Below are 26,086 nucleotides of genomic sequence, written 5' to 3'. Positions count from 1 at the left end.
ATTAACTAAAAACCAGATTTTACAACAGGCAAGTACCACGGTATTAAGTCAGGCAAATCAAAGACCACAAGCTGCATTGTCTTTATTAGGTTAATATTTAATCGAATAACCTGAACTTAAAATGGCAGGCGAATGAATTTTAATGGAATAAAATGTTGGCCTGCTTTGTGCTTTACTTTAGATGCAAAAATGTTTTGCGCTGTATTTGTCAAAAAACTGACTTTAGACTCCCTTAATCTTTAATCAGTGACTTATACAGGTGTTGTACGGCAGTAGTAGTGGCCTAAACCCTCACTACCTCCTGGCATTGCTACTGTCGTTCAACAAATTTAACCTTTCTATTTATTGATTCTACTTTATTCGTTTATTGTATCTGTTGTTGTAGCTTGAATACTAAGCTGATTATCTTCAATTTCTTCGTATTTATCTGCGGCTAAACGCTGCGCTAAATTCAACTCTCTGGCTGTTAAATGCTTTTGTAAATCTAGTTGAACTGCTTTAGCTTCTGTTGCGCCATATATATTAGCTAGACTCATCCAAACATAACTATGAATAACAGATTGCGGTAAACCTTCGGCTTTAATAAACATAGTGCCTAGATAAAACATAGCTTTTGCATGGCCGGCAAGTGCTGCACGCCTAAACCATTTTGCGGCGTGAATGTAGTCTTTATGCTTAGCGTAATAAACACCGGTTGCAAAAAGTTTTTGTGGATTAAGAACAGGCTTGGCAGGTTTTAATAACTCAATTTGAGCTGCCAGATTGTTCACTTGGTTGGTTAACTGATTAAGACAATCTAATAATTGCTGATTTATATTTGTCTCAGCTTGTTCAAGCTTAGGCTCTTTAAGTTGAACTTGTGAACTTACCGGCTTTGAAAAATAATCCGTTGGAGAATCAATATCATCAGGTAGTGTGACTGCTTTGATATTAGCAAGTTCAGGGGCACTTAAATCAAGCTCTTCATGTGCATTAAACGCTAAATCATCTAATTCCGCACTGTCAGATAAATCAATATCATCATGTTTTTTGACAAAAGATAAATCATCATCAAATAATTCTAACTCCGGCAAATTTTGCCACTCTTCGGCGTCATTAAAATGCTCAAATTGTTTTTCTGAATTTACATCTTTCATCTAAGTTTTATCTTCATTCAAGTTATGATTATTTGAGTTTTAACTTTATCGGGCTTTAAAAAGAGTGTAAACCAAAGTTTAATTATTTAAAGTAAAACTCTTCACGCTTTAGTACATTTATTATTAGGTTATTTTTGATTAAGATAATTCAAAGCTAAATAAATGAATTTTGAATGAATAGTTGATTTTTAACTCAATTTGCTTTTTAATGCGCGCGCGTCTTAAATCAGCCCTGTGCTGATCTCAAAGACCGGAAGAGGAGCGGTGTTCAGGTAACTGGAAGGAGAGGGCTAAGCCTTGACGATTTCCAGCTAGGGGAGCATCCGCCGAGAAGTTTAGTAACTTAGTTTTTATTAAATTTCGGTTAGTGAGGTTGAATCCTACTAATTGTCACCAGTTAGGTGGAGAGCTTTCGGCCTTTGCTGTGAAGTCTTTTCTTCATTTCAAAGCCTCTGCTTTCCCTATTTTAGAATTTAATTTTCGGGGAAAATAATGAAAAACCTTATCGTTGCTAAATTTGGTGGAACCAGTGTCGCCAACTTTGAAGCCATGTCGCGCTGTGCTGATATTGTCTTGGCCGATTCTAATATTCGAGTGGTTTGTGTGTCCGCTCAATCCGGCGTTACCAACCGTTTAGTGAGTTTAACCCGTGCTGAAATTACGCTTGCTGAGCGTGAGACAACTTTAACTGAGATTCGAGAAATTGAGTATGCAATTGTTGAAGCTTTAGGTAAGCCTGAATGGGTTTGTTTAGCATTAGACAACTTATTAAATGAATTAAAAACAGTTGCTAACTCTGAAAACTTAGTTAACTCAATGCAGTTAAAAGATCAAATTCAGTCTTACGGTGAGCAAATGTCATCACTATTATTTGCTGAAGTCATGCGCCAGCGCGGTGCTCATGCAGTTAATTTTGATATTCGTCAGGTATTAAAAACTGATAATAACTATGGCAAAGCTGAACCAAATGTTGAGCAAACTCGTTTACAAGCTGAAAAATTAATTGCGCCAGAATTAGAAAAAACCGTATTTATTACCCAAGGCTTTATTGGCTCTGATGATGAAGGCCATACAACGACTTTAGGCCGTGGTGGTAGTGATTATAGTGCGGCACTCATTGCAGAAGCTTTAGATGCTGAAACATTGCAAATTTGGACTGATGTAACCGGCATTTATACCACAGATCCAAGATTAACTCAGGCTGCACGTCCTATTCCTGAAATTAGTTTTGATGAAGCGGCTGAAATGGCTACTTTTGGCGCTAAAATTTTGCATCCGGCTACTTTAATTCCGGCAATTCGTCGTGGTGTTGGGGTATTTGTCGGTAGTAGTCGAGAGCCTAAAGCGGGTGGTACTTGGATTTTAAATCAGGTAGAAAATAAACCACCTTATCGTGCAATTGCTTTGCGTAAAGATCAGGTTTTAGTGACTTTAAAAAGCCCAAGTATGTTATTAGCCAGCGGCTTTTTAGCTAAAGTATTTACCATTTTAGCTGAGCATAAAATTAGTGTTGATTTAGTCACAACTTCTGAAATATCAGTTTCGTTAACAATAGATAATCCAACTAACTCAACATCTAAAGGATTAAACCCACTGGTTTTAGAAAAACTAGCCGAGTTTTGTGATGTTAAAGTCGAAGATAATTTATCTTTAGTGGCTGTGATTGGTAACCATTTACAGGCTAATTCAGGAGTGGGCGGTAAATTATTAAGTGCACTAGAAAACTTTAATTTACGTATGATTTGTCAGGGAGCGAGTGCTCATAATTTCTGTTTCTTAACTAAAACAGAAGATGCTGGAAAAGTGGTTGAGCATTTACATGCTCAATTATTTGATGCGATTTAATGCTTAAGTAACCTCAACTCGGTTTAATGAATATGTTTCAAACGGCCTTTTTTCATGGGGACTGCGTTAAATTCACTTGCAATAGGCTAGCTATTGACGCGTGAATTTGCCTTGTCCTCACAAAAAAATTCTCGTTAGAAACCATTTTGAGCTATAAGGTTAAATAATTCAGATAGTTAGAATACACTTTAACCCGAATTGAGGTTAAGTAAAAACAGATTATTAAAAACAAAAAAAGCACCTTAGGTGCTTTTTTTGTTGGTAACTTAATATTTATTTAAAATCTGGTTTAAACCAATGAATCACCGTGACCTTTTTGCCAAACAATAAGAGGTTCATCTACTGCGTTAGTAAAAGTATAGCTATTTTCTGCAACTTTAACTTTATTGACTTGTTCATCGTTGGTATCAAATAAAACACGATTATTAATGCTTAATAAATCGGCATCTTCTAATGGCGCTTCAAAGTTAAAAACAACCGTATCGCTATCCACTAAATCGGCTGATTTAATTGATAAATTAACCGGCTCACCTTCGTTTTTAGTGACAGGTAAATACTCCTGAAAATAATATTCAAGGTAAGATTGATAGGCTTGTAGGTCAAGTACATCAATATCAGGTAAGTCTTTGGCTTCAACTAAATCACTTTCAATGAGTTTACGATTTACCTTTAGCGCTAATTTTACCGTTTCATCATCAACAGATAACTCGGTGGAGCTACTGCTTGATTCAGGGCTATCCGCTTGACTATTTAATGGCAATAAAAACATTAATGCCAAACTGCTTAATAGTTTATTAGAATTTTGTTTCACGTTTACACCAGATATAAATATTAAGTTGTTGTTAATAATTTGTTTTAATTTTTGATTAAGGTCAAGGGAAAAAGTTCAATATTTTTATAAATTTTTTTTATTTAAATAATCTGCATAAAAAAAAATCAATAAATGTCTAAAAAATGTCATAAACCCGTAATTTATATGGTGATGACTATAAAAATTTCAATACAGTATTATAAAAAAATATGTAACCAAGGTATACTATTTACCAAAAAATATTTCATTATTCCGATCAAAAAGGTTACAAAATGTTAAGTTATCGTCATAGTTTTCATGCTGGCAATCACGCCGATGTTTTAAAACATTTGGTTCAGTTAGGCGTGATTGAAAAACTTAAACAAAAAAATAAGCCTTTTGTTTATTTAGATACCCACAGTGGGCGTGGCATATATGACTTAGCATCAGATGAAGCCAATAAAACGTCTGAATATAAACAAGGCATTGAGCAATTATTATCTCAACACAGTGGTAGACCAGAACTGGTTCAGAATTACCTTGATTTATTAGGGGTAGATAAACAGGGCAATTGTAGCCAGTATTTGGGATCTCCTGAGTTAGCAAGGTTATCTTTACGTGATACAGACAGCCTTGTTTTAATGGAATTGCATAATAATGAAATCCGGCTATTAAAACAAAATATGCGAGCGGATGAACGGGTATCAGTACATCATAGAGATGGATTTGAAGGGTTAGGCGCTTGTGTCCCCCCTAAACCGGCAAGAGGTTTGGTATTAATTGATCCGGCTTATGAAGTAAAACAAGATTATCAGCAAGTTGTAAAACAGGTTTCAGCTGCTTATAAAAAGTGGGCGACAGGTATTTATTTAATTTGGTATCCAGTTTTAGCGAGTTCGCGTGATTATAGCCACAGCTTAATTAAGCAATTATCAGCGCAGGGTTTTAAAAACATGCTCAAAATTGAACTCGCGGTGAGTGAGCAGCAGCAGGATTTTGGTATGCATGGCTCTGGTATGTTAGTGATTAATGCACCGTTTCAGTTAGATCTGCAAATTAAACAGGTCACAGACTGGTTATTGCCTTTATTAGCGCAGGATGATCAAGCTTACGTAGACATTGAGTGGTTAGTTAAGCCTGAATAATCAGTAGAGCCTGTTTATCTTTGTATTATTTTTGAGCAATAGGCTATTTTAATCATTAACAAAGCAGAATGAGTGTGGTTTAGTTATTCTAAATAAACGAATTCTAATGAAGTTAAGGGTTAAAATAGCCATTGCCCTTCGGGCTGAGGCCAAAATTGTCTTATACGGCGTTAAAAATAATTCTTTTAGACGACTAAATTTCGTTATTTTTGCCTTGTCTAAGACAATTTTTTCTCTCAGCTTAAATTATAAACAAAGATAAACAGGCTCTAGCGTAAGCTTAATTCAAATGAATTTAATTCAATTCAATTCTTCAAGTAACAACTGGCTTAATTTTGCGGCGGCAGGTCCTAAACTATCAGGTTTACTGTTAATTAAATAAATTGGCATTTTACGGTACGAATGATTCGTCAGTTCAATGGCTTTTAAACGGTTGTTATCTAAATCGGATTGCAGCATAGCAAGTGGTAAAAAAGCAAACCCGATTCCGGCTTTTACCGCTTTAATGGAGGTATCTGGGTGCGAAACAGTCAGCCTTTGTTCTGCGCCTAACCAACCTGCATCTTGCTGGCGTTTAATCCCAGAGTCGCGGATAACAATTTGTCTATGCAGTTTTAAATCGGCTTCACTAATTGGCGGGGTCAGTGAAAAAATGGCATGTTCAGGGTGAGCTACCGCAATCATTTTTATGGTTGTAATTGGTGTGCCTAAAAATCCCGGTAAAATTTTAGGGGATAAAACAATATCGGCTTTTTTCTCTAAAATAGCTTCATCGGTTGCTGAGAGCACAGTTTCTAATATCCGAATTCTGGTTTGTGGATATTGATTTGAAAACAGATGAATAACCTCCAAAACCGGCTCAATATGCATAACCCCATCAATCGCCAAAGTTAATTCGGTTTCCCAACCTAAAGCTAAATGGGCTGCAATTTGCTCTACATTGCTGGCGTTATCTAATAAATTATTAGCATGCCGATAAAGAGTTTCACCGGCTTTAGTTAACACCGCTTTTCTGCCTTTAATTACCATTGCTGGAGTCGGTAATTGTTTTTGAAGATTACTAATAATATAACTGATACTTGACTGACTTTTGTTTAGCTCTTCAGCTGCTTTGGCAAAACTGCCTTCATCTACCACAGCTTTAAAAACAGCCCATTGTTCGAGACTAATTTTAGGAATCTTCATAAATCACCGTTAAGATAAAGCATCTAAAAATTTGATTGTTTATAGCAGAATTTTAGTTTAATTGATTAAAAAAATGTTTGTATTATATCACTCATACAAAATTTCTAGCACATAAAAATAGAGGTAGATATGAAAAGTATTTTAAAAATTGATTCAAGTTTATTTGGTGAACATGGCGTTTCAACTCAGCTTGCTAATAGTTTAATTGAGCAACTTAAAATCAAGCATCCGCAACTGTCGGTTATTCAGCGTCGTTTTGCTGATCAAGCTGTGCCACACTTTGATGCTTCATGGATTCAGGCGTTATCAACTGAAGCAGAGCAACGAAGCAGCGAGCAGCAGCAAAAAGTAGATTACTCAGACAGTTTGATTGATGAAGTTAAACAAGCGGATGCCTTAGTCATCACTTTACCTATGTATAATTTTAACGTGCCATCTATGCTAAAAGCTTGGTTTGATCATATTGCGCGTGCTGGTGTTACATTTAAATATACTGAAACGGGTCCTGTTGGTTTAGTTGATGATAAACCTGTTTATTTAATTACAACACGTGGCGGCGTGCATAAAGGCGCAGCGCACGACACCCAAATTCAGTTTGTAAAAACCTTTTTAAACTTTATTGGTTTAACTCAAACTCAGGTTGTATACGCTGAAGCCTTAAATATGGGTGAGCAGCGAGAGCCAAGTATTGATACTGCCAAGCAAGAAATTGCTGAATTAGTAAAAGCTTAATATCCGCATTTAGGAGGATAAAATGAACAGTATACAAACGGATAAAATCCGTAAGTTGGTTGAAAAAATACCCGCCAGAGCAACATCTGATGGTGCTGGGGTCAAACTGCTTCGTGTATTTTCAGGCCCAAGAGCTGAACGTTTTGATCCTTTTTTAATGTTGGATGAGTTTGGTTCTGAATCGGCAGATGACTATATTGCAGGTTTTCCGCCACACCCGCATCGTGGTTTTGAAACCATTACCTATATGTTACAAGGCAAAATGGAACATCAGGATCACATGGGCAATATTGGTTTGTTAAGCGATGGAGGTGTGCAGTGGATGACAGCCGGACGGGGAGTTATCCATTCTGAAATGCCAAAACAAACAGAAGGCAAAATGCATGGATTTCAATTATGGCTGAACTTAGCCGCAGAAGATAAAATGCAACCCGCCTGCTACGAGGATATTTCGCCAGATGATTTACCTGTTGTTAAGTTCGATGGTTTTGAAATTACCGCCATTGCGGGTCAAAGTGTGATTAACCAAAAAGCAGTAACAGGTAAGGTTCAGCAGGTTAAAACCGAGCCGACTTATACTGATTTTAGAGTTGCACAATTGTCTGATATTGAGATTGAAATTGCAGATGACAAAACGGTTTTATTGTATTGTTATCAGGGAGAAATTTTAGTGTCAGACGATAAAGTAAAACTGACAGAGCAGCAATTAGGCCGTTTATCAGCACAAGGTAAAATTAGCCTAAATGCGGCACCAAATAGCCGGTTTTTGTTGATTGCCGGGACACCGTTAAACCAGCCTATTGCCCAGCATGGTCCATTTGTGATGAATACATTTGCTGAAATAGAACAAGCAATACGTGATTATCAAAATGGACAGCTAACCGCATAAAACAGTACACTTTAGGCTACAACAGCTTAAAGTGTATACCGCAAATGACATTTAAAATTGCCCAGGTTGGCGAAGCCGTATTACAGCAAACAGCAGAGCAAGTTAGCGTATTTGATACTGACTTGCTTAACTTTATTAATGAACTTAAAACCACTTTAATTGAAGCCAACGGAGTTGGAATTGCAGCGCCGCAGGTTTTTGACTCAAGAGCTATTTTAATTATTGCCAGTAAACCTAATGTTAGGTATCCAAATGCGCCAGATATGCCGCCTTTGGCTATGATTAATCCAAAAGTTGAGGCTCAAAGCAAAGAGCAAAATCAGGCTTGGGAAGGTTGTTTATCTGTCCCCGGTTTACGTGGTTTTATCAGCCGCTCAAATTGGGTTAAAGTCAGCTATCAAAATCAAATCGGCGAGCAGCAAGTTATTGAACTTGAAGGTTTTGTTGCCCGTATTTTTTTACATGAATATGATCATTTAATCGGTCAGACATGGCTTGATCATATCACCAGTTCAAAACAGGTTATCAGCGAAGCACTTTGGTATCAAAAGTGTTCAAAATAGTGCGCAATTTTTATAATAAATGGCGATTATTTTGGACTAAATCTAGCCGAACGGCTTGTTTTTCTGTATGATCTTGGCTCTTAAATTTAAATTTCATTCAGCTCATTAAGGGGATATTGTTAATGAAAAAAGTAGGTTTAGTTGGTTGGCGTGGCATGGTTGGTTCAGTGTTAATGAACCGCATGGTTGAAGAAAAAGATTTTGACTTAATTGAGCCAATTTTTTTCACAACTTCGCAAGCAGGCCAGGCTGCTCCTAACTTTGGTAAAGATGCAGGCTTATTATTAGATGCAAACAACATTGATGAGCTTAAAAAAATGGATGTTATCATCACCTGTCAAGGTGGTGACTATACAAAAGCGGTTTATCCAAAATTACGTGAAGCTGGCTGGAATGGTTATTGGATAGATGCAGCATCGTCTCTACGTATGGAAAAAGACGCCATTATCGTATTAGATCCAGTTAACCAAAGTGTGATTAAGCAAGGTTTAGCAAACGGCGTTAAAACTTATGTTGGTGGTAACTGTACAGTATCATTAATGATGATGGGTCTTGGCGGTTTATTTGCAAACAATGCAATTGACTGGATTTCGTCAATGACATATCAAGCTGCTTCTGGTGGTGGTGCAAAACACATGCGTGAATTATTGTCAGGCATGGGTTATTTAAATCAGTCAGTTGCTGCTGAATTACAAGATCCAGCAAGTGCCATTTTAGAAATTGATAAAAAAGTAACAGCTGCGTTAAATTCAGATGGTTTCCCAACAGATAATTTTGTTGTGCCTTTAGCGGGTAGCTTAATTCCTTGGATTGACAGTGATTTAGGTAATGGCCAAAGCCGTGAAGAGTGGAAAGGCGGAGCCGAAACTAACAAAATTTTAGGCCATGACGGCAATGTTATTCCAGTTGAAGGTTTATGTGTGCGTATTGGTACTATGCGTTGTCATAGTCAGGCATTCACGATTAAATTAAAACAAGATATTCCGTTAGATGAAATTCACGGTATGTTAGCCGCTCATAACCAATGGGCAAAAGTGGTTCCTAATGAAAAAGAAGCAACCATTAATCAACTCACTCCAGCACAAGTGACAGGTACTTTAAATGTGCCGGTTGGCCGTATCCGTAAATTGAAAATGGGTAGCGATAATATTATTTCTGCTTTCTCAGTGGGCGACCAATTATTATGGGGTGCAGCTGAACCATTACGCAGAATGTTACGCATTTTGCTTGAAGACTAAACATTAGTTTTCAAATTAGTTAAAGTTTAAAAAAGCGTCGTAATAGACGCTTTTTTTGTATAGGCGCTACAGTAAAACTCATAACGCGATTAATCTATTTCTAAAAATGCTCGAATTTCGTCAATTCGAGCCATTCCATCTTCAAAACCAACTTGAATTAATTCGCGGCAGTAATTTTGTTCAAATAACAAATAACTGATTAAACTCGATTTATGAGCGGTATTTGCATTAATACCTAAAATCTTTAATAAACCGCGAATCGAGAAAGGCATACTTTCATAATGTTTGGCTGCAATTTCGCTAAAACTTTTAGTTGGGTTTATTTGTAACGTCTGGATATTTTTTAAGCCCGACATATCCTGATATTCTGGTCTTATAAAGTTAAGCGTTTGATTAATGCGTTCCATTCTTTCAATGTCGCTGGTTAAAACATCGCTAAAAATAGTATCTAATAAATGACCGACAATCGCACCGCCAGTAGGGGGGATGGCTTTAGCATTTTGATCAAAAAAGCGGTTTTTAGGTTGATCCATTCCAATAATAAATATTTTCTGTGCGCCTAAATGAATCGGGGCACTGAGAGGTGCAAGTTGATTAATTGAGCCGTCACCAAAATATTCGCCGTGTAATTCAACCGATGGAAATACCATAGGAATCGCCGAAGATGCCATTAAATGTTCAACTTTTATCGGGCTGTGAATGCCTCTGCGTTTTGCCCGAACCCATGGTTTTATCTCATCACCGGACTGATATAAACAAACCGAATCACCAGTATGGTAAGACGATGCGGTTACTGAAATGGCTTTTAAGTAATGGTTATCAATATTAAATTGAATCCGGTTTAAATCTAATAGGTGTTCAAGCAACTCCCGCAATGGTGAGTTATCAAACCAGCTTTCGTTTTTAACCGAAATATTTTCATCTTTAAATGGTGAAAAGTTTTTAAGTAAATTACGGTATAAGGTTTTGAAATTACTTTGGTAAACCATGTCCGTTTGAAAGTTCTTCCAAACCCATTCAAGTTTTTTAACGCCTAAATGAAAGCAAGATGCATAACAGGACAATGCGGTTGCATTGATAGCCCCAGCAGACGTACCGGATAAAATTGGAAAAGGCAGGCCATGTTTACGCGGCAGAGTTTGTGCTAAGGCTTTAAGCACTCCGACTTGATAAGCGGCGCGGGCACCGCCGCCTAACAACAAAAGTCCGAACTTATTTTTATCTGTCATTTAGTTTTAGTTATGATTATCAGAGCTGCATAAATTGAGTATATACTCAATTTAGCTTTCTGTAGAGCTTAATAACCGTCTAATAACAAAAGGTAAAATGCCTCCGTTTTGGTAATATTTAAACTCATTGCCGGTATCAATTCTAATCATCATAGTGATGGTTTTTTGTTTGCCTTGAGCATCTTTAACACTAACCTCTACTGATTTTTGTCCGGCTGAAATCGCTGGAATAGAAAATACCTCGCTACCATTTAATTGATGAGAATCAGCGCTTTCGCCAGCTTTAAATTGCAGAGGTAAAATGCCCATTCCAATTAAGTTTGAGCGGTGAATACGTTCGTAGCTTTCAGCTAATACCGCTTTTACACCTAAAAGTGCAGGCCCTTTTGCCGCCCAATCTCGGCTAGAGCCTGTACCATATTCTTTACCTGCGATCACAATACTGGGTGTTTGGTTGGCTTGATAGCGCATTGCCGCATCGTAAATTGAGGTGATTTCGTCATCCGGGAAATAGCAGGTATGGCTGCCCTCTGTGCCCGGAGCAAGTTGGTTTTTGAGTCTTACATTGGCAAATGTGCCACGCATCATAATTTCGTGATTACCACGACGCGAGCCGTAAGAGTTAAAATCTTTATGGCTAATACCAAGTTCAGTTAAATATTGTCCGGCTGGGCTATGGGGGGCAATTGCACCTGCCGGTGAAATATGATCTGTGGTAATACTGTCACCCACTTTAACTAAACAGCGTGCATTATTTATATCTTCTAATGGTTTTGGTTGGCTGCCCATATCCGTAAAAAACGGCGGCTGTTTAATATAGCTGGATTCAGGCCAGTCATAAGTTTTTTGACTTGAAACATCTAACTCATTCCAACTTGAATTACCTTTAAAGACATCTGCGTATTTACTGCTAAAAATTTCATTGGTGACATATTGCTGGCTAATAGCCTGAATTTCCTGCTCGCTCGGCCATAAATCTTTTAAATAAACATCTTTACCCTGTTTATCTTTGGCAATGGGCTCTTTTGTAATATCTATTTTCATATTACCGGCGATGGCATAAGCAACAACTAGAGGAGGGGAAGCTAAATAATTGGCTGCCGTATCTGGATGAATACGCCCTTCAAAATTACGGTTACCGGATAAAATAGAACATACAGGTAATTTACCGATTCTGATTGCATCACTGATCTCATCCGGTAATGGGCCAGAATTACCAATGCAGGTGGTGCAGCCATAACCGACTAAATTAAAGCCAAGCGCATCTAAATCATCCATTAAACCGGCATTGGTTAAATATTCAGTCACAACTTGTGAGCCAGGGGCAAAAGAGGTTTTTACCCAAGGTTTTTGGCTGATCCCTAAAGCTTTAGCTTTACGAGCGATTAAACCTGCGGCAATTAATACCGATGGATTCGAGGTATTGGTACAGCTTGTAATTGCCGCAATCACAATATCGCCAGCTGATAACTCAAACGTTTGATTATTGTAAGTTACACTTACGCCCGATTCAGCTTGTTGAGGCTGAGCAGCATCTAATTCATCACCACCTTCTGCGGCAAAATCAGCACCTTGTGGCTGTTCGGTAATCGCGATCCGTTGATCTAACCAGTGTTTAAATTCATCCGCAGCCTGTGTTAATGCAATTCTGTCTTGGGGGCGGGTAGGGCCTGCAATCGAAGGTACAACCTTGGTTAAATCCAAACTTAGGGTTTCATGATAACTCGCTGGTTGGGTATTATCATCATGCCAAATTCCGAGTTGTTTTGCATAAGTTTCAACTAAGTCGATTTGTGCTTGTTTACGGCCAGTTAATTTTAAGTAATTAATCGCTTCGGCATCCATTGGGAAGATCCCGCAAGTAGCGCCATATTCAGGTGCCATATTAGCTATAGTTGCACGATCTGCGGTGGATAAATGTTTGAGCCCTGAGCCATAAAACTCAACAAATTTACCAACAACACCATGTTTTCTGAGTTTTTCGGTGACAGCTAATACTAAATCGGTTGCGGTGACTCCCGCATTTAACTCGCCAGTTAACTCAAACCCGACAACTTTAGGGAGCAGCATGCTCACTGGTTGCCCCAACATAGCCGCTTCAGCTTCTATCCCACCAACACCCCAACCTAAAATACCTAAACCATTAATCATTGTGGTATGTGAGTCAGTGCCTACTAAGGTGTCAGGGTAAGCCCATAGCTGCTCATCTGTTTCTTTAGAAAATACACAGCGGGCTAAATATTCAAGGTTTACCTGATGAACTATGCCGCGTCCGGGCGGTACAACTTTAAAGTTATCAAAATTTTCTTGCCCCCATTTTAAAAATTGATAACGCTCTTTATTACGCTCAACTTCAACCTGAGTATTTTTTTCAAACGCGTTAGGCTGAGCAAAATAATCCACCATAATAGAATGGTCGATCACTAATTCAACCGGATTAAACGGGTTAATTTTTTGCGGATCGCCTTTTAAATTTTGCATCGCATTACGCATTGCAGCTAAATCTACAATTGCTGGTACACCTGTAAAATCCTGCAAAATTACCCGCGAAGGTACAAACGCAATTTCAGTTTCTGTTTGTGCTTGGGTATCCCACTTGGCTAAAGTTTCAATATCTGAGGTTTGAACAAACTCTGCTGATTCATGCCTGAGTAAATTTTCTAATAAAATTTTGATACAGTAGGGGAGCCTGTTGGTATCAAACTGTGTTTCAACTTGTTCAAAACTAATGGTTTGATAGGTTTTATTGCCTATTGTGAGTGGTTTAACTGCCTGCCATGTTTTTTGCATTGTGTTTCCCTCGTGGCTGAAATTTTAACGTGGAATTTTTTTAAATCTGATTGCTCTAAAATTGTACGTATATAATTAAGTTAGGGATCTTTTGTATGGGTTTCAAGCCAAAAAAATTAATTAACTGCAAATTATTGCAAAGATAAAGGAGGATATATGAACAAGCCGACAAAATTTCGAGAAATAGAAGATGGTTTTGGCAAATTATTATTACCTCAAAATGCTTTATATGGCGCTCAAACGCAAAGAGCGGTTAATAATTTTAATTTTTCGCCTCGGCCAATGCCGGCCATATTTATTAAAACATTGGCGCTGATTAAACAAGCCGCAGCTCAGGCAAATGCTGACCTCAATTGCATTACAGAGCTTCAGGCCGATTATATTAAAAAAGCAGCCCAGCTTATTATTCAGCAAGATTACAGTGAGCAATTTCCGGTTAATGTATTTCAAACCGGTTCTGGCACCAGCACAAATATGAATATGAATGAAGTGCTGGCTAATTTGGCAGTTCAGCTTGCTGAAACCGATAATCAAGTAGTCAAAATACACCCAAATGATCAGGTTAATTATGGCCAAAGTAGTAATGATGTGATCCCGTCTTGTATTCAGCTCAGCAGTTTATATAGTGTAATCAAAAACTTAATTCCGGCGATAGATTCGCTGATTCTAAAACTGAATGAGTTATCAGCGGAATACAAATCTGTGATTAAAACAGGCAGAACACATTTAATGGATGCAATGCCACTGGCATTGGGTGATGAATTTGCAACTTGGGCTTTTCAGATTACTGAATGTAAAAATCGTTTATTGGAAACGTTACCCAGACTCAGCCAAATAGCTTTAGGCGGCACGGCTATTGGCACAGGGATAAACGCTCACCCTGATTTTTCAGCCACAGTTAGCCAGCATTTAACAGAATTAATCGGGGTAAAAATTAGCCCATGTGATAATTTAGCGGCCAGAATCAGCGCGCAGGATATGAGTGTTGAGCTACATAACCAACTTAAATTATTAGCCAGTATTTATATTAAATTAGCAAATGATTTACGCTGGATGAATTCAGGCCCGAATGCCGGATTAAACGAACTACATCTAAAAGCTTTACAGCCGGGTTCTAGTATTATGCCCGGAAAAGTTAATCCGGTGATCCCCGAAGCCATTATTATGCTGGCAACCGAAGTCATAGCTAACGATGTTTGTATTACGCTCGCTAACCAATCCGGTAATTTCCAATTAAATGTTATGTTGCCTTTAGTGGCAGATAAAATGTTAAATTCGATTCAAAACTTAACGGATGCCAGCCAAGCTTTTGCCAGTACAGCGTTAACGGATTTAGAAGTGAATCAGCAAAAATTAGCAGAGCAGGCAGCACAAAACCCAATTTTGGCCACTGCGCTCAATCCAATTATTGGGTATGAAAAAGCCAGCGAAATTGCAAAAGCAGCATTTAAATCTAAACGTAGTATTTTGGATGTTGCAGTGGAAAAAACGGATTTAGACAGAGCTGAGTTAGAGGCTTTATTACAACCTGAAAAACTGGCTAAGCCACGTACTTACAAATAACTTGAATTAGCATTGGATTAAATGAGCTCAGATATATAATCCAATGCTCTTTTTTCTAGCCAATATTCCCCTTTAAATAAACAATTGCCACTGATAAAACCAACATGCCCGCCTTTTTGACTCAACTCAAAAGTAACAGGTTCAGCCAATTCATTGAGGGCTGGAATACTGCTAGGAGATAAAAAAGGATCATCCGCTGCATGGATCACCAATAGAGGTTTGGCGACTGTTTTTAAAAATTGTTTACCACTAGATTTATCATAATAATCCTGTGCATTTTTAAAGCCATGGAGCGGTGCAGTGACTAAATCATCAAATTGCCACAAGTTTTTTATATTATGAAATTGCTCCGGTGTGATATTCACATACGGATTTAAATTCACCCTTTGTAATTTTCTCGATAAGTTGTCTAATAACATATCCAATAAATATTTTTGGTAAATTTGTGACGAGCCCGTTTGAATATAGCGGCAGCTTGCGGCTAAATCTAAGGGAGGGCAAATAGCAACACTGGCTAAAAATGGATTATCCTCTGCCGTTTCACCAGCAAATTTACATAATACATTTGCCCCTAAAGAAAACCCAATCGCGGCTAGTGGAGCTTGTTTAAAATGCTGTTTAACCCAGTTGCAAACAAAAGCTAAATCACCGGTTTCACCCGAATGATAAGCTCTGGGCAAACGATTTGCTTTGCCACCACAAGAGCGAAAATGAATTAATAAACCTGTCCAGCCAGCGGCTTTGATTGCATTCATCATGCCTTTAGAATAAGTGCTGTTTACTGAACCTTCTAACCCGTGTAATACAACAACTATTGGGGTTTGAGTATTGGCTGCTGGTTTTTTTGTCCAGTTTATTTCCAGAAAGTCACCGTCTGCTAATTCCAATTGCTCAGTTACAACAGGACACGTTAAGTTACGGCGTTCAATTTTTTGCCAAACGGTTTGTAAATGTTTGTTTTTGAGCCACCATGCAGGCTTAAACTGACTTTCTATAATCATTTTTTATTATTTTTTGCTTGTTGCTTTTCTATTAAAATATCGCCTTTTGAGCGTAAAGTTTTTTTATCTCGTAAATGAGCAAATGGGTCAGACGTGGCGGGTAAATTGGGTGTTTTTGTTGCTGTAGGCTGATTTTTTAACGGCTCTGCTTTAACTTTGGTTTTTTTAGTTAAGGATACTTTTACGTAAAAAAAGTAACTAATGATGATGGTTAAAATTAATCCCCATTTTGCCAGCAACACATAACCTAAATTTTGAGTTTGCCCGGTATTGTTTAAATACTCGTTAATATCATTTGCGATAAATTGAAGTAAAAAAATAGCCAGAATAACCACCAAACCAATTAAAATCTGGCGGCCAAATTTAACCCAAATAGTGGCTAAAATACTTAGTCTTAACAGAGGCTTAAACACACATCATCCTTAAATTAAACAAGCTATATCCACCAACCTAAACCTAATAAGGCTGCCACAGCTAATAATCCTTTTTCTTTAATCCGGCTGCGGATTTTATCTTCCTCTTCTTTAACTATGATTTCTAAATCATCAGGATCTAACTCTTCGGCTTTTCGTCCGGCCAAAATAATACGGGAATTAGCCGCCTGAATCGCTGATTCGCGGATTTTTTTATCTAAGTTATTTGAAATATGGGTGACCGGATTGGTTAATTTCATTAAAAGCTGCCAGTGATTAAAGGTTTATTCCTGAATAAAGTTTAGCCAAGCTTGAATGACTTTTTCAAAATCGTCAATGCCGCAGCCGTTTTGCAATAAGTCTGGATCTACCTCGCTGTCATCCGCGTTAGTTTCGCTTTGCTCGTCATCTTCAAATTCTTCGAGGTTTTTAGCATCATCCTTTAATACCGGTTTGGCGTTAGTTTGAATAACTGCTTCATCCTGATTGAGGTAAAGTGTGTATTCAGCCCCTGGTATTTTATGCTCTTTTAACTGACGTTTTTTAAGTTGGGTAATAACATTGAGTAATTCAACAATTTGGTTTTTATCTGTTGTTAACTGATATGTTAACCAGTGACCAAAATATTCTTGCTCGGTTGAGAATTCTGCTTCAAATAAGCCATCTGGCGTGCGATAAAAATCGTATTCCACTTGTATACACCTAAAATCAGTTCACTCTAGTTATCTGTATATGAGATAACTAGAGAGACTTAAACCATAAATTAACTGGCAAATGTAACACAGCAGACATAAAAGAATAAGTAGTTTTTAATGTTGAAGTAAAGCTAATTGGGGAGTTGAAAGGAAAAAGGCAGCACAATGACACGCTAAGGTTAAACGGACGTTGTGCTGCAAGTGCTTTAGGATATTTTAATTATTATTTTTCTTCTGATTTGGCAATATTGGTTAAAAATAACCAAACGTAATAACCACATAAAGCCAGCACTACGGTTAAGCCTAATAAAGATCCCCAGACAACCGGATCGGCCAGTAACATTTGTAAGCTGCTCATAACTCACCTCGTTATTGTTTGTTTCGACAACTAAACAATAGCTAAATGAGGGATTTAAAGAATTGAGCCAGATCAATTTTTAACGCAAGTTAAACCGGATTCAAAATGATATTTGATCCAGATCAAGCCTGCCATATCTTCAGCTCTGGTTAAGAAGTTAACTAGGGCTTAAAAATAAGCCTGCTGCACTTGATAAAAATCGTCGAACAGAGCATGAGCTTGCTGCTGAATATCTGTTTGAATAGGCAATAAATCTGGGATAACAATGGTGTGGCATCCGGCTCTGATTGCAGCCAGCGCACCCGGGTTAGAATCTTCAAATACTAAAGTCTTCTGTGGTAAAACATTTAACTGTTTACAGGCTTTTAAATAACACTCGGCAGCCGGTTTTGCTTCAGTTACATCATCACCCGAAATAACCAAATCAAAGTATTGCAAGTAGGGGAGGTTGGCAAAATTTTCGGCTACTGAGGCTTGTCTGGATGAGGTGACCAAGCCGAGTTTCACACCGGTTTGTTTTAGCTGTTCAAAAATAAATTTAAAGCCGGGTTTTAGTGGCATGTTCTTCGCTTTTTCAGCGCTTAAATAGCGTCGGAAAAACTCAATAAATGGCTGCATATCAAATGCTTCGCCAAACATGCCTTGAGCTATTTGATAGCACTCGGCTGAACGCACACCAACAAAATATTTATACATATCCGGCGTAAAGTGCTGATTAAAGTGCGCGGCACTGGCAACCCATGCCTGACTATATAGGCTTTCACTGTCAAAAATAGTGCCGTCCATATCAAATAAAACGGCATCAAACTGAGCTATTTTAGGCATAATACAACTTATTTATTTCTATCTTACTGGCTTTGAATGGCATTAAAGCCATTATACTTAGCTAAAAAATTTTGTAAGCCAACTTGTTCAAATTTTTGAATCGACCAGTCAAGGTTATCCGAAATATCATAATAATCCGGTTTAAGAATATAACAGTCAGCCTGAATGGTTTCGCCTTTAGCTAACACCAGATTTTTAGTTTGACGCTGATAATATTCGCCTTCAAAAATATCGAGCCGGGTCAAGTCTTGTGAATTGACATTAAAATAAATTAAACCCTGAGTTTGAGCTTGTGGGTTGGGTTTTACCACTGGGTACTCTTCATTTTTTACACCATAGCGAATAAATCCGTCTAAACAAGCTGGTTCGCTATGGTAATTTCCGGCCACTATGGTTTGCCAAACGGGAGCGTACATCAGCGAGCCATAGGTAAAAATATTTGTCATTATAACCTCTTATCTAACCACTTTATGTTTTTGACCGTTATCATCAATTGCTACGTAAGTGAATTCACCTTCACAAACCTGAAAACTATCTTTAGAGGCTAAATTACTACGCAGCACAGGTTCAACCCAAACTTCCAGCGTAATTTTTAAAGATGTATTACCAATGTGACTCACTTTGCCATAGCAACTAAAAATATCACCCACATGCACAGCTTTTATAAATCGAATATGATCGACCGCGACTGTGACTGTGCGGCTTTTAGCGACTGCTTTTGCCATCATGCCGCCAGCAATATCCATTTGGGACATGATCCAGCCACCAAAAATATCGCCATTCGCATTGGTATCTGCTGGCATGGCCTGAGTTCTTAAAATTAATTCACCATCGGTTTGAATATCACCCATTGTATTTCCTTAGCTCCGTTGCTTTGAGGTTATTTAACCTTAACTATTTAGGTTTATTAAAATAATATCGGTTAATACTGACTATTTTTCAGTTAAGCCAGCTGGTTATTCTGTTTAGCTGAGCTTATACCGTGAAGTTATTAAGTTAACTTGTTAAACTTCACTTTATTTACCTACTTTTATTTACTTTAGGATTTATTTTGAAAAACTTATTATTAAAAGGTCTGCGTGAAGGTTTAGGCCGAGTTATTGTATTTGTGAGTTTTATCACCCGACCCAAACCAATCAAACGAACACCACAAGCTCAACAAGCTGTTGATCAGGCGGCTAAACAATTAGCTTTATATCAATTTTATGCTTGCCCATTTTGCGTTAAAACTCGACGTGCGATTCACCAGCTTAACGTGCCTATAGAATACAGGGATGCAAAAACGCAGCCACATAGACAAAATTTAGAACAAGGCGGAGGCAGGGTTAAAGTGCCTTGTTTACGAATTGAGGATGAAAGCGGGGTACAATGGATGTATGAATCAAATGATATTATTGCTTATTTAAATAATAGATTTGCCCAATATGAATGATCTGCCGATCACGGTCAGCTTAAACAGCGCTCATTTTAAAGCGGAAAAAGCGCTGTTGCACTATTTTGGGCAAGTTGAAGCTTGGTTAAATTTTCAAGGTTTATCGGCAAATTGGTATGCAGACGAAGCAGCTATTCGTCAGCATCATTTTAAGATTGTATCGGATGATGAATTTGCCAAACTTGCGCCAGCTTTAGCAAATGAATTTGTATTGCTTAAAATTAGGCAAAAAGGGCAGGATGATTTATATAAGGCTTTATATAAATCATCCCAAAATGGATTTGAATTCATTGTTTTATTGGATGAAGAACAGGCTGAACTTTGCATTAAACAGCCATTTTCACAGGTTGTTTTTCATCGGGTACTATTTGAGTTTGCTAAACGCAGTTTATTAAGTGAACAAAAAAGTAATTAGCCGAAGTAATTAACCAAAGGTATTTTCAAACCAGCTCATTAAAATAATTTCGGCTGATTTAGAGTCAATTTTATCTTTGGTTAAATTGCGATAACCGCCAACTTCAAATAAATAGGCTTTGGCATCTACCGTGGTCAGCCTTTCATCCCAAGTTTCTACCTGATAACCAAAACGGCCATGTAGACGATTGGCAAATTTTTTGGCGCGCTGGGTAATTTCCTGTTCAGTGCCATCCATGTTCAGTGGTAAACCAACAATTAATAAATCGGGTTGCCACTCATTTAATTGCTGCTCTATTAACTGCCAGTTTGGAATACCGTCCTGAGCTTTAAGTGCGGGCAGTGAGCGGGTGGAATAAGACATTTCCTGACCTACAGCAACACCTATACTTTTTAAGCCGTAATCAAACGCGATTACTGTGCGCTGTCCAATCGGAGATTTAGTTTGCATCTGTTGTTACTCTTTAATATTAATTTGTCAGTTGTAGCGGGTTTTAAGCATGACCAACATCGTCGCTAAGTTGCCACGGTGAAAAGCCCAGTTTTTCGGTCGCTTTTTGCCACCTGTCTCTTATTGGAGTATTAAAAACCAGCTCTTTTTCAGCCGGAATCGTAATCCAACTGTTTTCTAATAACTCTTGCTCTAGCTGGCCTTCCTGCCAACCGGCATAACCTAAACAAATTAAATAGTTTTCCGGCTCAAGTTTTGTGCCGATAGATTCGAGAATATCCTTGGAGGTTGTCACCATAAAATCGTCAGATAATTGTAGCGAGCTTTTCCAGATTTCCTGCGGGGTATGTAAGATAAATCCACGTTCGGAATTAACCGGTCCTCCGGCATAAACAGGTGTATCAGGGTGAATATTTTTATCTTTTAAATCATCGCTTACCTGAGCTAATAAATCGTGAATTTTCATCTCGATAGGTTGATTAATAACAATCCCCATTGCGCCGGTTTCACTATGTTCACAAATGTAGGTGACAGAGCGTGAAAAATAAGCATCTTTTAGCGATGGCATCGCAATTAATAAATGATTTTGAAGGCTTTGCATTCTTTTCCTAATGGTCGGTTAATTTAATCATTGAGCGGTTTAACTTGTTTTAAATTATTTAAACTGACAGTTTTACTGATTTCAAAAAAAGAACGAATATAGGCTTTATTTTTTTCACGTTTTTTAACCGCAGCATAAAGCTTACTTTGTATACCGCTTTCGCCAAGCGCAACTGTTTTGACCAAACCTTGCTGTTCATATTCTGTGACTGCCCATGACGGCAAAGCTGCAACCCCTAAATTAGCGGTTACCATTTGCAGAATCATTAATGTTTGATCAACCGTTTTTATTTTAGCAGGCTGACAGTTGGCAGGATGCAATAAATATTTAAAGATATCGAGCCTTGACGGCGCAACCGGATAAGTTAATAAAGTCTGACTGGCTAAATCTTCTGCTGAAATAAATTTTAATTGGGCAAACGGGTGAGTTGGTGCGGTGACCAGTACCATTTGAAAACTGAATAAAGGCTCAAAATAAAACTCGTCAGATTCAAATTTATCTGCCGTGATCACTAAATCTAAATCACCTTGAGTTAAACCGGGCATAGCATCAAAGGTATATTCATTGTCAAAATTTAGCTCAACCATAGGCCAGCTTGCATGAAACTGACTAATTGCAGGCATTAACCACTGAAAGCAACTATGGCACTCAATGGCTAAACGTAGCTGACCTTTATCCTGATGTTTTATATCTTGAATACGGGCTTCGGTATCCTGAATTTTCGGTAAAATATCATTGGCGAGTTTGAGTAATAACTCACCTTCAACGGTAAATTTAACCGGTGAGGTTTTGCGAACATAAACCGGATTGCCGACGCGGCTTTCTAGCTCTTTTAACTGATGAGATAAAGCTGATGGGGTGGTATGTAGCCAATCAGCCGATTTAGCCAGACTACCGGTTTGTGCTAACGCTCTAATGGTTTTTAAGTGTTTGACTTCTAACATGAATAATATTCAATTTTTCTAAGAATAAATTGAGATAAGCTCATTGTACGTTAGCTTGTTTATCAGTCAAGTCTTGTCGGTTTATTTAATACTGGGGAGTTCGTTGTAGCACCAAAATAGCACCAAAATGGAGAGGTTGGGGTAAAATGAGTGCAATGGCATGCCATGTTTTAGTGCGAATTGCTGGATGAATGTAGTTTGTGATTTAAGCCGCTTAAATCTTAATGAGTGTAAGCCTTGATGGATGAGGGGTGAAAGTTAATCTGATCAGAAAATACTTTTGGCTCTGTTTTTGCTTTAATAACAGTTAGGTTATGTTTTTATTTACTACTTTCTATTTTGAAATTATCTAACAGGCAAATGTACAGAGGTATGATGCGTTTATGAGTCAGGCTATATTAATATCGGTGATTGCGGGATTAATATTTTTAGCTATAGCTGTGGCTTTTATTCGTCATCAATCTCTTAAAACTAAGCTGGAAATTAAACAAGGATTAACCGCGATTGTTGAAGTGCGGGATTTAGTGGTGCTGGTGCAAAAACACCGAGGTTGGTCGGCTGCTTTGGCTAATGGCGATACTAATGTAAATCGTAAAATAATTGAGCTTAATCAAAACATTAAAAACAAAAATAGCGAACTTGAAAAAAAGTATACGCTTTATCAATATGATAGATGGCAGGCTTATATTGAGCACTGGCAACGATTATCATTTAATTCTTTTTCGTTATCGGCCAATGATAATTTTAAACAGCATACTCAGTTAGTTGGCTGCATGCTGTATTTGTTAGAGGATATAGCGCAGCACTATAGTTTAACGGAAGAGTTAGCCGAAAAATCGCAAACCGATAAAATGATGTGGCGCGATTTGTTGCATTTATCTGAGTTTGTTGGGCAGGCTAGAGCATTAGGCACTGGGATGGCCACTTTACATTCTTCGGATCGGGTTGAACGCAATAAACTGATTTATTTACGCCACCAGATAACAGAGTTGGGTGAAGAAATTTACCAAAAACTAGCTGAACGCGGATTAGATACAGAGCAATCAACTGTGGTTGCTAATGCGAGCAAACAAACTCGCTATTTATGCTCAGCGATGGAACATGAACTCATTGAAACCAACAAAATTGTACTCGACAGGGATATTTATTTTAACTTAGCAACCAAAACAATCGAGTCAGTTAACCTTATTTTTGATAGTGAGTTAAAACGCATTCAGGCCCATTTTTTAGATTAAAAAAGCGGCTTAGGTTAATCAGAGCCGCTTTCCTGTTTTTTAGCTTTTTTGTTTACTAGCTGACTATTTTTGTTCGTTAGGGATAATTTTAATTTCCACCCGGCGGTTCATTGCACGGTTTTGATCGCTAGTATTAGCCACTAAAGGACGGGTTTCGCCATAACCTTGGGTCGCTAAACGGTTTGGATGAACTTGGCGATCTAATAAACCATCTCTGACACTTATCGCGCGCATTTCAGATAAATTTTGGTTCATTTCATAACTGCCGACATCATCAGTATGGCCTTCAATATATAAAATGGTTTTATCGTAATGAGTTAATACCTTAGCTAAATCATCTAAAATTGGATTAAAACTACTTGAAATACTTGCCTGACCTGTCGCAAACGTAATGTTGGACGGCATCACCAAACGTAATGTGTCACCTTCGCGGATAACTTGAATGCCTGAGTCACTTAACTCTTCGCGCAATTCTTCTTCTTGCTTATCCATATAACTACCAATAGCGCCACCAATAATTGCACCAATACCAGCGCCTAAAATTGTCCGTTTAGTTGAGTGGTTAGCTGTCGATTTACCTAAAACTGCACCCGCAGCGGCACCTATTGCTAATCCTTTTTCTGTGTTAGTGGCAGCACAGCTGGCTAATAAAGTAGTTGCGGTTAAAGCGATACATATTTTGGTAAGTGGTTTCGAAATCATAAAAACTCCATTATGTTGTATGAAACTCAATTCAGTTTATCATTTTAGTTTATTATAACGAGTTTAAATGAATGTAACCTGAATAATTACAATCGTATGCACTAAGTCTCACTTTTCACTTTTGCCAAATCTGGATTAAACTGAGCCGTATCCGGCAATGAGTTAAACGATAAATTAACTTATCAAAAAATTGAAAAATAAGATGAAAAACAAAGGGCAAATCTAATGCAGTCATTACCAATACATGATTATTTACCACATGCTAGCAGACTTGTTTATGGCTGTATGAGTTTGGGGGGCAATTGGCAGGCCAATGGTTTGCAAAATGAGCATATTCATACCGCCAGACAAATGATAGATGTTTGTTTGGAAAACGGCATTAATATGTTTGACCATGCAGATATTTATTCTCATGGTTTAGCTGAAGCTGCGTTTGGCGGTGCATTAAAACAACAAAGTCAGTTACGCGATAGTATGATTATTCAGTCTAAATGCGGAATTCGTTTTGCAAATGGCGCAGATCAAAAAGTTAAGCGCTTTGATTTTTCTAAAGACTGGATTTTAAACAGTGTTGATAACTCATTAAGCCGGTTAAATACCGATTATTTGGATGTGTTATTTTTACACCGGCCTGATCCGCTAATGCAACCGGATGAAGTAGCCGAAGCATTTAGCCAATTAAAACGCAGCGGCAAAGTAAAATATTTTGCGGTATCGAATATGAATGCTTATCAAATCGATTTATTGCAATCGGCTTGCGCTATGCCAATTATCGCTAATCAAATTGAAATGAGCATGGCACAGTTAGATTGGTTAAATGAAGGGGTTTGTGCTAATCAAAATAGCATGGCCAATATTGGGTTTAATGCTGGCACAATAGAGCACAGCCGGTTAAATAAAATTCAAATGCAAAGTTGGGGCAGCTTAGCTCAAGGGTTATTTAGCGGTGGCGACAAAACCAATAGCTCAAGCATAGCGGTTCAGCAAACTGCTGCTTTGATTGCTGAGTTGGCGGCTGAATATCAAACCAGTGTTGAGGCAATTATACTTGGTTTTTTATGGCGTCATCCAATGAAGATGCAAACCGTGGTTGGCAGCTTAAACGAAAGCCGGATTAAAGCCTGCGCTCAGGTTGAAAACATCGAACTCAGTGCAGAACATTGGTATCATTTATTTGAATTAGCTCGTGGAGAAGAATTACCGTAAAGGTAAAAGCGAAAAATGAAAAAATTTGATGTGATTGTTTTTGATTTGGGCGGAGTGCTGCTGGATATTTCTGGCGTTCAGGATATTTTAAACTGGCGAAATAATCAGGAAAGTTTACCCGAATTCTGGCTTAAATGGATTAATTCAAGCTCGGTTCGTGCTTTTGAATCTGGCCAAATGGATGCAGATACCTTTATTCAAAACATTATTAATGAGTTTGAATTACCGGTTGATTTTGCCACTTTTAAAAACTCTTATGCCAGTTGGATTAAAGGCATTTTTAATGGTATTCCAGAATTGTTAATCCAACTTAAAGTACACTACAAACTGGCATGTTTAACCAATACTAACACCCTGCATTGGCCGGAAGTTGAAGCAACTGGCATTTTAAATTGGATTGATCAGCCGTTTGTTTCATTTGAAATGGGTGAAGTAAAACCAGAAGCGGCGATTTACCAAAAAATGCTGGCAGAGCTGAATGTACCGGCTGAAAGGGTTTTATTTATTGATGATAATCAAATTAATGTTGATGCAGCAAAAGCGTGTGGCATAACTGCTTTTAGAACTGTTGGTTTTGAGCAGGTGAAACACTGTTTAATAGAGCAGGGCGTACTATAACTTTTAGGCTTGTTGCTATTCTTAATACTTTTTACTTTATAAAAAAGCTACTCATAAAAAATGCCAGCATCTTATTAAGTGCTGGC

At 37.9% G+C, this 26,086-nt stretch carries 30 protein-coding genes and 1 riboswitch; of the genes, 13 read left to right on the top strand and 17 right to left on the bottom strand.

What is annotated here, in order from left to right; translation table 11 throughout:
* Nucleotides 1-94, top strand: a 94-nt coding sequence (locus N7931_RS04550) for a flagellin (protein WP_262792248.1), incomplete at its 5' end; no start/stop codon positions are given.
* A gap of 262 nt (nucleotides 95-356) precedes the next feature.
* Here the strand turns inward: N7931_RS04550 and N7931_RS04545 are convergent.
* Nucleotides 357-1,136, bottom strand: a complete 780-nt coding sequence (locus tag N7931_RS04545; protein ID WP_262792241.1) for a hypothetical protein — start codon at nucleotides 1,134-1,136, stop codon at nucleotides 357-359.
* A 246-nt stretch (nucleotides 1,137-1,382) separates the two neighbouring features.
* Nucleotides 1,383-1,556: riboswitch (Lysine riboswitch) on the top strand.
* Between the two features lie 72 nt (nucleotides 1,557-1,628).
* Here N7931_RS04545 and lysC point away from each other — a divergent pair.
* On the top strand, nucleotides 1,629-2,981 hold the full coding sequence (gene lysC, locus N7931_RS04540) for a lysine-sensitive aspartokinase 3 (RefSeq protein WP_262792240.1): 1,353 nt from the start codon (nucleotides 1,629-1,631) through the stop codon (nucleotides 2,979-2,981).
* A gap of 289 nt (nucleotides 2,982-3,270) precedes the next feature.
* Here the strand turns inward: lysC and N7931_RS04535 are convergent, their stop codons facing one another.
* Complete coding sequence (locus N7931_RS04535; protein WP_262792238.1) at nucleotides 3,271-3,792, bottom strand: DUF6702 family protein; 522 nt, start codon at nucleotides 3,790-3,792, stop codon at nucleotides 3,271-3,273.
* Nucleotides 3,793-4,064: 272 nt separating this feature from the next.
* Here N7931_RS04535 and N7931_RS04530 point away from each other — a divergent pair, with 272 nt between their 5' ends.
* A complete protein-coding gene (locus tag N7931_RS04530) occupies nucleotides 4,065-4,916 on the top strand; it encodes a 23S rRNA (adenine(2030)-N(6))-methyltransferase RlmJ (RefSeq protein WP_262792237.1) in 852 nt (283 codons plus the stop codon).
* A gap of 300 nt (nucleotides 4,917-5,216) precedes the next feature.
* Here the strand turns inward: N7931_RS04530 and N7931_RS04525 are convergent, their stop codons facing one another.
* Complete coding sequence (locus N7931_RS04525; RefSeq protein ID WP_262792236.1) at nucleotides 5,217-6,101, bottom strand: LysR family transcriptional regulator; 885 nt, start codon at nucleotides 6,099-6,101, stop codon at nucleotides 5,217-5,219.
* A 129-nt stretch (nucleotides 6,102-6,230) separates the two neighbouring features.
* On the opposite strand from N7931_RS04525, the gene N7931_RS04520 reads away from it, so the two are divergent.
* The 4 genes from N7931_RS04520 to asd all read left to right on the top strand — a co-directional run bounded on the left by N7931_RS04520 (nucleotide 6,231) and on the right by asd (nucleotide 9,523).
* Nucleotides 6,231-6,833: an FMN-dependent NADH-azoreductase gene (locus N7931_RS04520; protein ID WP_262792234.1), complete on the top strand. Its 603-nt coding sequence runs from the start codon at nucleotides 6,231-6,233 to the stop codon at nucleotides 6,831-6,833.
* A gap of 22 nt (nucleotides 6,834-6,855) precedes the next feature.
* A complete protein-coding gene (locus tag N7931_RS04515) occupies nucleotides 6,856-7,722 on the top strand; it encodes a pirin family protein (protein ID WP_262792232.1) in 867 nt (288 codons plus the stop codon).
* Between the two features lie 44 nt (nucleotides 7,723-7,766).
* Nucleotides 7,767-8,285, top strand: a complete 519-nt coding sequence (gene def, locus N7931_RS04510) for a peptide deformylase (protein ID WP_262792230.1) — start codon at nucleotides 7,767-7,769, stop codon at nucleotides 8,283-8,285.
* Nucleotides 8,286-8,407: 122 nt separating this feature from the next.
* Nucleotides 8,408-9,523 (top strand): aspartate-semialdehyde dehydrogenase, encoded by a 1,116-nt coding sequence (asd, locus tag N7931_RS04505; RefSeq protein ID WP_262792229.1) that lies wholly within the window; start codon nucleotides 8,408-8,410, stop codon nucleotides 9,521-9,523.
* 89 nt (nucleotides 9,524-9,612) lie between these two features.
* Here asd and N7931_RS04500 read toward each other — a convergent pair whose 3' ends face one another.
* Both N7931_RS04500 and acnA read right to left on the bottom strand, forming a co-directional pair.
* Nucleotides 9,613-10,752 (bottom strand): patatin-like phospholipase family protein, encoded by a 1,140-nt coding sequence (locus tag N7931_RS04500; RefSeq protein ID WP_262792228.1) that lies wholly within the window; start codon nucleotides 10,750-10,752, stop codon nucleotides 9,613-9,615.
* 51 nt (nucleotides 10,753-10,803) lie between these two features.
* Entirely contained in the window at nucleotides 10,804-13,542 is a 2,739-nt protein-coding gene (gene acnA, locus N7931_RS04495; RefSeq protein ID WP_262792227.1) for an aconitate hydratase AcnA, read from the bottom strand.
* 156 nt (nucleotides 13,543-13,698) lie between these two features.
* Here acnA and N7931_RS04490 point away from each other — a divergent pair, with 156 nt between their 5' ends.
* Nucleotides 13,699-15,105, top strand: a complete 1,407-nt coding sequence (locus N7931_RS04490) for a class II fumarate hydratase (RefSeq protein ID WP_262792225.1) — start codon at nucleotides 13,699-13,701, stop codon at nucleotides 15,103-15,105.
* 17 nt (nucleotides 15,106-15,122) lie between these two features.
* Here the strand turns inward: N7931_RS04490 and N7931_RS04485 are convergent, their stop codons facing one another.
* The 8 genes from N7931_RS04485 to N7931_RS04450 all read right to left on the bottom strand — a co-directional run bounded on the left by N7931_RS04485 (nucleotide 15,123) and on the right by N7931_RS04450 (nucleotide 19,248).
* Nucleotides 15,123-16,106, bottom strand: a complete 984-nt coding sequence (locus tag N7931_RS04485; RefSeq protein ID WP_262792224.1) for a hydrolase — start codon at nucleotides 16,104-16,106, stop codon at nucleotides 15,123-15,125.
* The gene (locus tag N7931_RS04480) at nucleotides 16,103-16,519 is read right to left on the bottom strand and encodes a hypothetical protein (protein ID WP_262792222.1); all 417 of its coding nucleotides are present in this window, start codon (nucleotides 16,517-16,519) and stop codon (nucleotides 16,103-16,105) included. The genes N7931_RS04485 and N7931_RS04480 overlap by 4 nt, the downstream gene beginning before the upstream one ends.
* Nucleotides 16,520-16,542: 23 nt before the next feature.
* Entirely contained in the window at nucleotides 16,543-16,779 is a 237-nt protein-coding gene (locus tag N7931_RS04475; RefSeq protein ID WP_262792220.1) for a hypothetical protein, read from the bottom strand.
* A 24-nt stretch (nucleotides 16,780-16,803) separates the two neighbouring features.
* On the bottom strand, nucleotides 16,804-17,211 hold the full coding sequence (locus N7931_RS04470; protein WP_262792219.1) for a YacL family protein: 408 nt from the start codon (nucleotides 17,209-17,211) through the stop codon (nucleotides 16,804-16,806).
* A gap of 226 nt (nucleotides 17,212-17,437) precedes the next feature.
* Nucleotides 17,438-17,572 (bottom strand): hypothetical protein, encoded by a 135-nt coding sequence (locus N7931_RS04465; RefSeq protein WP_262792217.1) that lies wholly within the window; start codon nucleotides 17,570-17,572, stop codon nucleotides 17,438-17,440.
* A gap of 168 nt (nucleotides 17,573-17,740) precedes the next feature.
* Nucleotides 17,741-18,397, bottom strand: coding sequence for an HAD family hydrolase (locus tag N7931_RS04460; RefSeq protein WP_262792215.1), 657 nt, complete (start codon nucleotides 18,395-18,397; stop codon nucleotides 17,741-17,743).
* Nucleotides 18,398-18,420: 23 nt separating this feature from the next.
* Nucleotides 18,421-18,843, bottom strand: coding sequence for a gamma-glutamylcyclotransferase family protein (locus N7931_RS04455; protein WP_262792214.1), 423 nt, complete (start codon nucleotides 18,841-18,843; stop codon nucleotides 18,421-18,423).
* A 9-nt stretch (nucleotides 18,844-18,852) separates the two neighbouring features.
* Nucleotides 18,853-19,248 carry an acyl-CoA thioesterase gene (locus tag N7931_RS04450; protein ID WP_262792213.1) on the bottom strand — a complete coding sequence of 132 codons (396 nt, stop codon included), beginning with the start codon at nucleotides 19,246-19,248 and terminating at the stop codon, nucleotides 18,853-18,855.
* A gap of 200 nt (nucleotides 19,249-19,448) precedes the next feature.
* Here N7931_RS04450 and N7931_RS04445 point away from each other — a divergent pair, with 200 nt between their 5' ends.
* Together N7931_RS04445 and N7931_RS04440 are read left to right on the top strand one after the other, a co-directional pair.
* Complete coding sequence (locus N7931_RS04445; RefSeq protein WP_262792212.1) at nucleotides 19,449-19,829, top strand: glutathione S-transferase N-terminal domain-containing protein; 381 nt, start codon at nucleotides 19,449-19,451, stop codon at nucleotides 19,827-19,829.
* Nucleotides 19,822-20,244 (top strand): hypothetical protein, encoded by a 423-nt coding sequence (locus N7931_RS04440; RefSeq protein WP_262792210.1) that lies wholly within the window; start codon nucleotides 19,822-19,824, stop codon nucleotides 20,242-20,244. Before N7931_RS04445 ends, N7931_RS04440 begins: the two co-directional genes overlap by 8 nt.
* Before the next feature lie 9 nt (nucleotides 20,245-20,253).
* Here the strand turns inward: N7931_RS04440 and ruvX are convergent, their stop codons facing one another.
* From ruvX to N7931_RS04425, 3 genes are read right to left on the bottom strand one after another with little or no spacing between them, the layout of a single operon-like run.
* Nucleotides 20,254-20,694, bottom strand: a complete 441-nt coding sequence (ruvX, locus tag N7931_RS04435) for a Holliday junction resolvase RuvX (protein WP_262792209.1) — start codon at nucleotides 20,692-20,694, stop codon at nucleotides 20,254-20,256.
* Between the two features lie 43 nt (nucleotides 20,695-20,737).
* Nucleotides 20,738-21,295 (bottom strand): YqgE/AlgH family protein, encoded by a 558-nt coding sequence (locus tag N7931_RS04430; RefSeq protein ID WP_262792208.1) that lies wholly within the window; start codon nucleotides 21,293-21,295, stop codon nucleotides 20,738-20,740.
* A gap of 23 nt (nucleotides 21,296-21,318) precedes the next feature.
* Nucleotides 21,319-22,239 (bottom strand): LysR substrate-binding domain-containing protein, encoded by a 921-nt coding sequence (locus tag N7931_RS04425; RefSeq protein WP_262792206.1) that lies wholly within the window; start codon nucleotides 22,237-22,239, stop codon nucleotides 21,319-21,321.
* Nucleotides 22,240-22,622: 383 nt separating this feature from the next.
* On the opposite strand from N7931_RS04425, the gene N7931_RS04420 reads away from it, so the two are divergent.
* Nucleotides 22,623-23,474, top strand: a complete 852-nt coding sequence (locus tag N7931_RS04420; RefSeq protein ID WP_262792204.1) for a nitrate- and nitrite sensing domain-containing protein — start codon at nucleotides 22,623-22,625, stop codon at nucleotides 23,472-23,474.
* Nucleotides 23,475-23,537: 63 nt separating this feature from the next.
* On the opposite strand, the gene N7931_RS04415 is transcribed toward N7931_RS04420, so the two are convergent.
* Nucleotides 23,538-24,176: an OmpA family protein gene (locus N7931_RS04415; protein ID WP_262792203.1), complete on the bottom strand. Its 639-nt coding sequence runs from the start codon at nucleotides 24,174-24,176 to the stop codon at nucleotides 23,538-23,540.
* A 225-nt stretch (nucleotides 24,177-24,401) separates the two neighbouring features.
* On the opposite strand from N7931_RS04415, the gene N7931_RS04410 reads away from it, so the two are divergent.
* Together N7931_RS04410 and N7931_RS04405 are read left to right on the top strand one after the other, a co-directional pair.
* Nucleotides 24,402-25,382, top strand: a complete 981-nt coding sequence (locus N7931_RS04410) for an aldo/keto reductase family oxidoreductase (RefSeq protein WP_262792202.1) — start codon at nucleotides 24,402-24,404, stop codon at nucleotides 25,380-25,382.
* Between the two features lie 15 nt (nucleotides 25,383-25,397).
* On the top strand, nucleotides 25,398-26,000 hold the full coding sequence (locus tag N7931_RS04405; RefSeq protein WP_262792200.1) for an HAD family hydrolase: 603 nt from the start codon (nucleotides 25,398-25,400) through the stop codon (nucleotides 25,998-26,000).
* Nucleotides 26,001-26,086 lie beyond the last annotated feature (86 nt).

The organism is Catenovulum sp. 2E275, assembly GCF_025515275.1.
GTDB lineage: Bacteria > Pseudomonadota > Gammaproteobacteria > Enterobacterales > Alteromonadaceae > Catenovulum.
Note: the sequence above shows the minus strand (reverse complement) of the source record. Positions and strands in the feature narration are given on the sequence as shown.

What these genes read in the sequence shown, in the direction of transcription:
- N7931_RS04460 (WP_262792215.1), bottom strand. Translation starts at nt 18,397, where the DNA reads ATGCCTAAAATAGCTCAGTTTGATGCCGTTTTATTTGATATGGACGGC.
- acnA (WP_262792227.1), bottom strand. Translation starts at nt 13,542, where the DNA reads ATGCAAAAAACATGGCAGGCAGTTAAACCACTCACAATAGGCAATAAA.
- N7931_RS04415 (WP_262792203.1), bottom strand. Translation starts at nt 24,176, where the DNA reads ATGATTTCGAAACCACTTACCAAAATATGTATCGCTTTAACCGCAACT.
- N7931_RS04525 (WP_262792236.1), bottom strand. Translation starts at nt 6,101, where the DNA reads ATGAAGATTCCTAAAATTAGTCTCGAACAATGGGCTGTTTTTAAAGCT.
- N7931_RS04430 (WP_262792208.1), bottom strand. Translation starts at nt 21,295, where the DNA reads ATGCAAAGCCTTCAAAATCATTTATTAATTGCGATGCCATCGCTAAAA.
- N7931_RS04515 (WP_262792232.1), top strand. Translation starts at nt 6,856, where the DNA reads ATGAACAGTATACAAACGGATAAAATCCGTAAGTTGGTTGAAAAAATA.
- N7931_RS04520 (WP_262792234.1), top strand. Translation starts at nt 6,231, where the DNA reads ATGAAAAGTATTTTAAAAATTGATTCAAGTTTATTTGGTGAACATGGC.
- ruvX (WP_262792209.1), bottom strand. Translation starts at nt 20,694, where the DNA reads ATGCAAACTAAATCTCCGATTGGACAGCGCACAGTAATCGCGTTTGAT.
- N7931_RS04405 (WP_262792200.1), top strand. Translation starts at nt 25,398, where the DNA reads ATGAAAAAATTTGATGTGATTGTTTTTGATTTGGGCGGAGTGCTGCTG.
- N7931_RS04425 (WP_262792206.1), bottom strand. Translation starts at nt 22,239, where the DNA reads ATGTTAGAAGTCAAACACTTAAAAACCATTAGAGCGTTAGCACAAACC.
- N7931_RS04465 (WP_262792217.1), bottom strand. Translation starts at nt 17,572, where the DNA reads ATGAGCAGCTTACAAATGTTACTGGCCGATCCGGTTGTCTGGGGATCT.
- def (WP_262792230.1), top strand. Translation starts at nt 7,767, where the DNA reads ATGACATTTAAAATTGCCCAGGTTGGCGAAGCCGTATTACAGCAAACA.
- N7931_RS04420 (WP_262792204.1), top strand. Translation starts at nt 22,623, where the DNA reads ATGAGTCAGGCTATATTAATATCGGTGATTGCGGGATTAATATTTTTA.
- N7931_RS04410 (WP_262792202.1), top strand. Translation starts at nt 24,402, where the DNA reads ATGCAGTCATTACCAATACATGATTATTTACCACATGCTAGCAGACTT.
- N7931_RS04500 (WP_262792228.1), bottom strand. Translation starts at nt 10,752, where the DNA reads ATGACAGATAAAAATAAGTTCGGACTTTTGTTGTTAGGCGGCGGTGCC.
- N7931_RS04450 (WP_262792213.1), bottom strand. Translation starts at nt 19,248, where the DNA reads ATGGGTGATATTCAAACCGATGGTGAATTAATTTTAAGAACTCAGGCC.
- N7931_RS04545 (WP_262792241.1), bottom strand. Translation starts at nt 1,136, where the DNA reads ATGAAAGATGTAAATTCAGAAAAACAATTTGAGCATTTTAATGACGCC.
- N7931_RS04475 (WP_262792220.1), bottom strand. Translation starts at nt 16,779, where the DNA reads ATGAAATTAACCAATCCGGTCACCCATATTTCAAATAACTTAGATAAA.
- asd (WP_262792229.1), top strand. Translation starts at nt 8,408, where the DNA reads ATGAAAAAAGTAGGTTTAGTTGGTTGGCGTGGCATGGTTGGTTCAGTG.
- N7931_RS04485 (WP_262792224.1), bottom strand. Translation starts at nt 16,106, where the DNA reads ATGATTATAGAAAGTCAGTTTAAGCCTGCATGGTGGCTCAAAAACAAA.
- N7931_RS04490 (WP_262792225.1), top strand. Translation starts at nt 13,699, where the DNA reads ATGAACAAGCCGACAAAATTTCGAGAAATAGAAGATGGTTTTGGCAAA.
- lysC (WP_262792240.1), top strand. Translation starts at nt 1,629, where the DNA reads ATGAAAAACCTTATCGTTGCTAAATTTGGTGGAACCAGTGTCGCCAAC.
- N7931_RS04530 (WP_262792237.1), top strand. Translation starts at nt 4,065, where the DNA reads ATGTTAAGTTATCGTCATAGTTTTCATGCTGGCAATCACGCCGATGTT.
- N7931_RS04440 (WP_262792210.1), top strand. Translation starts at nt 19,822, where the DNA reads ATGAATGATCTGCCGATCACGGTCAGCTTAAACAGCGCTCATTTTAAA.
- N7931_RS04455 (WP_262792214.1), bottom strand. Translation starts at nt 18,843, where the DNA reads ATGACAAATATTTTTACCTATGGCTCGCTGATGTACGCTCCCGTTTGG.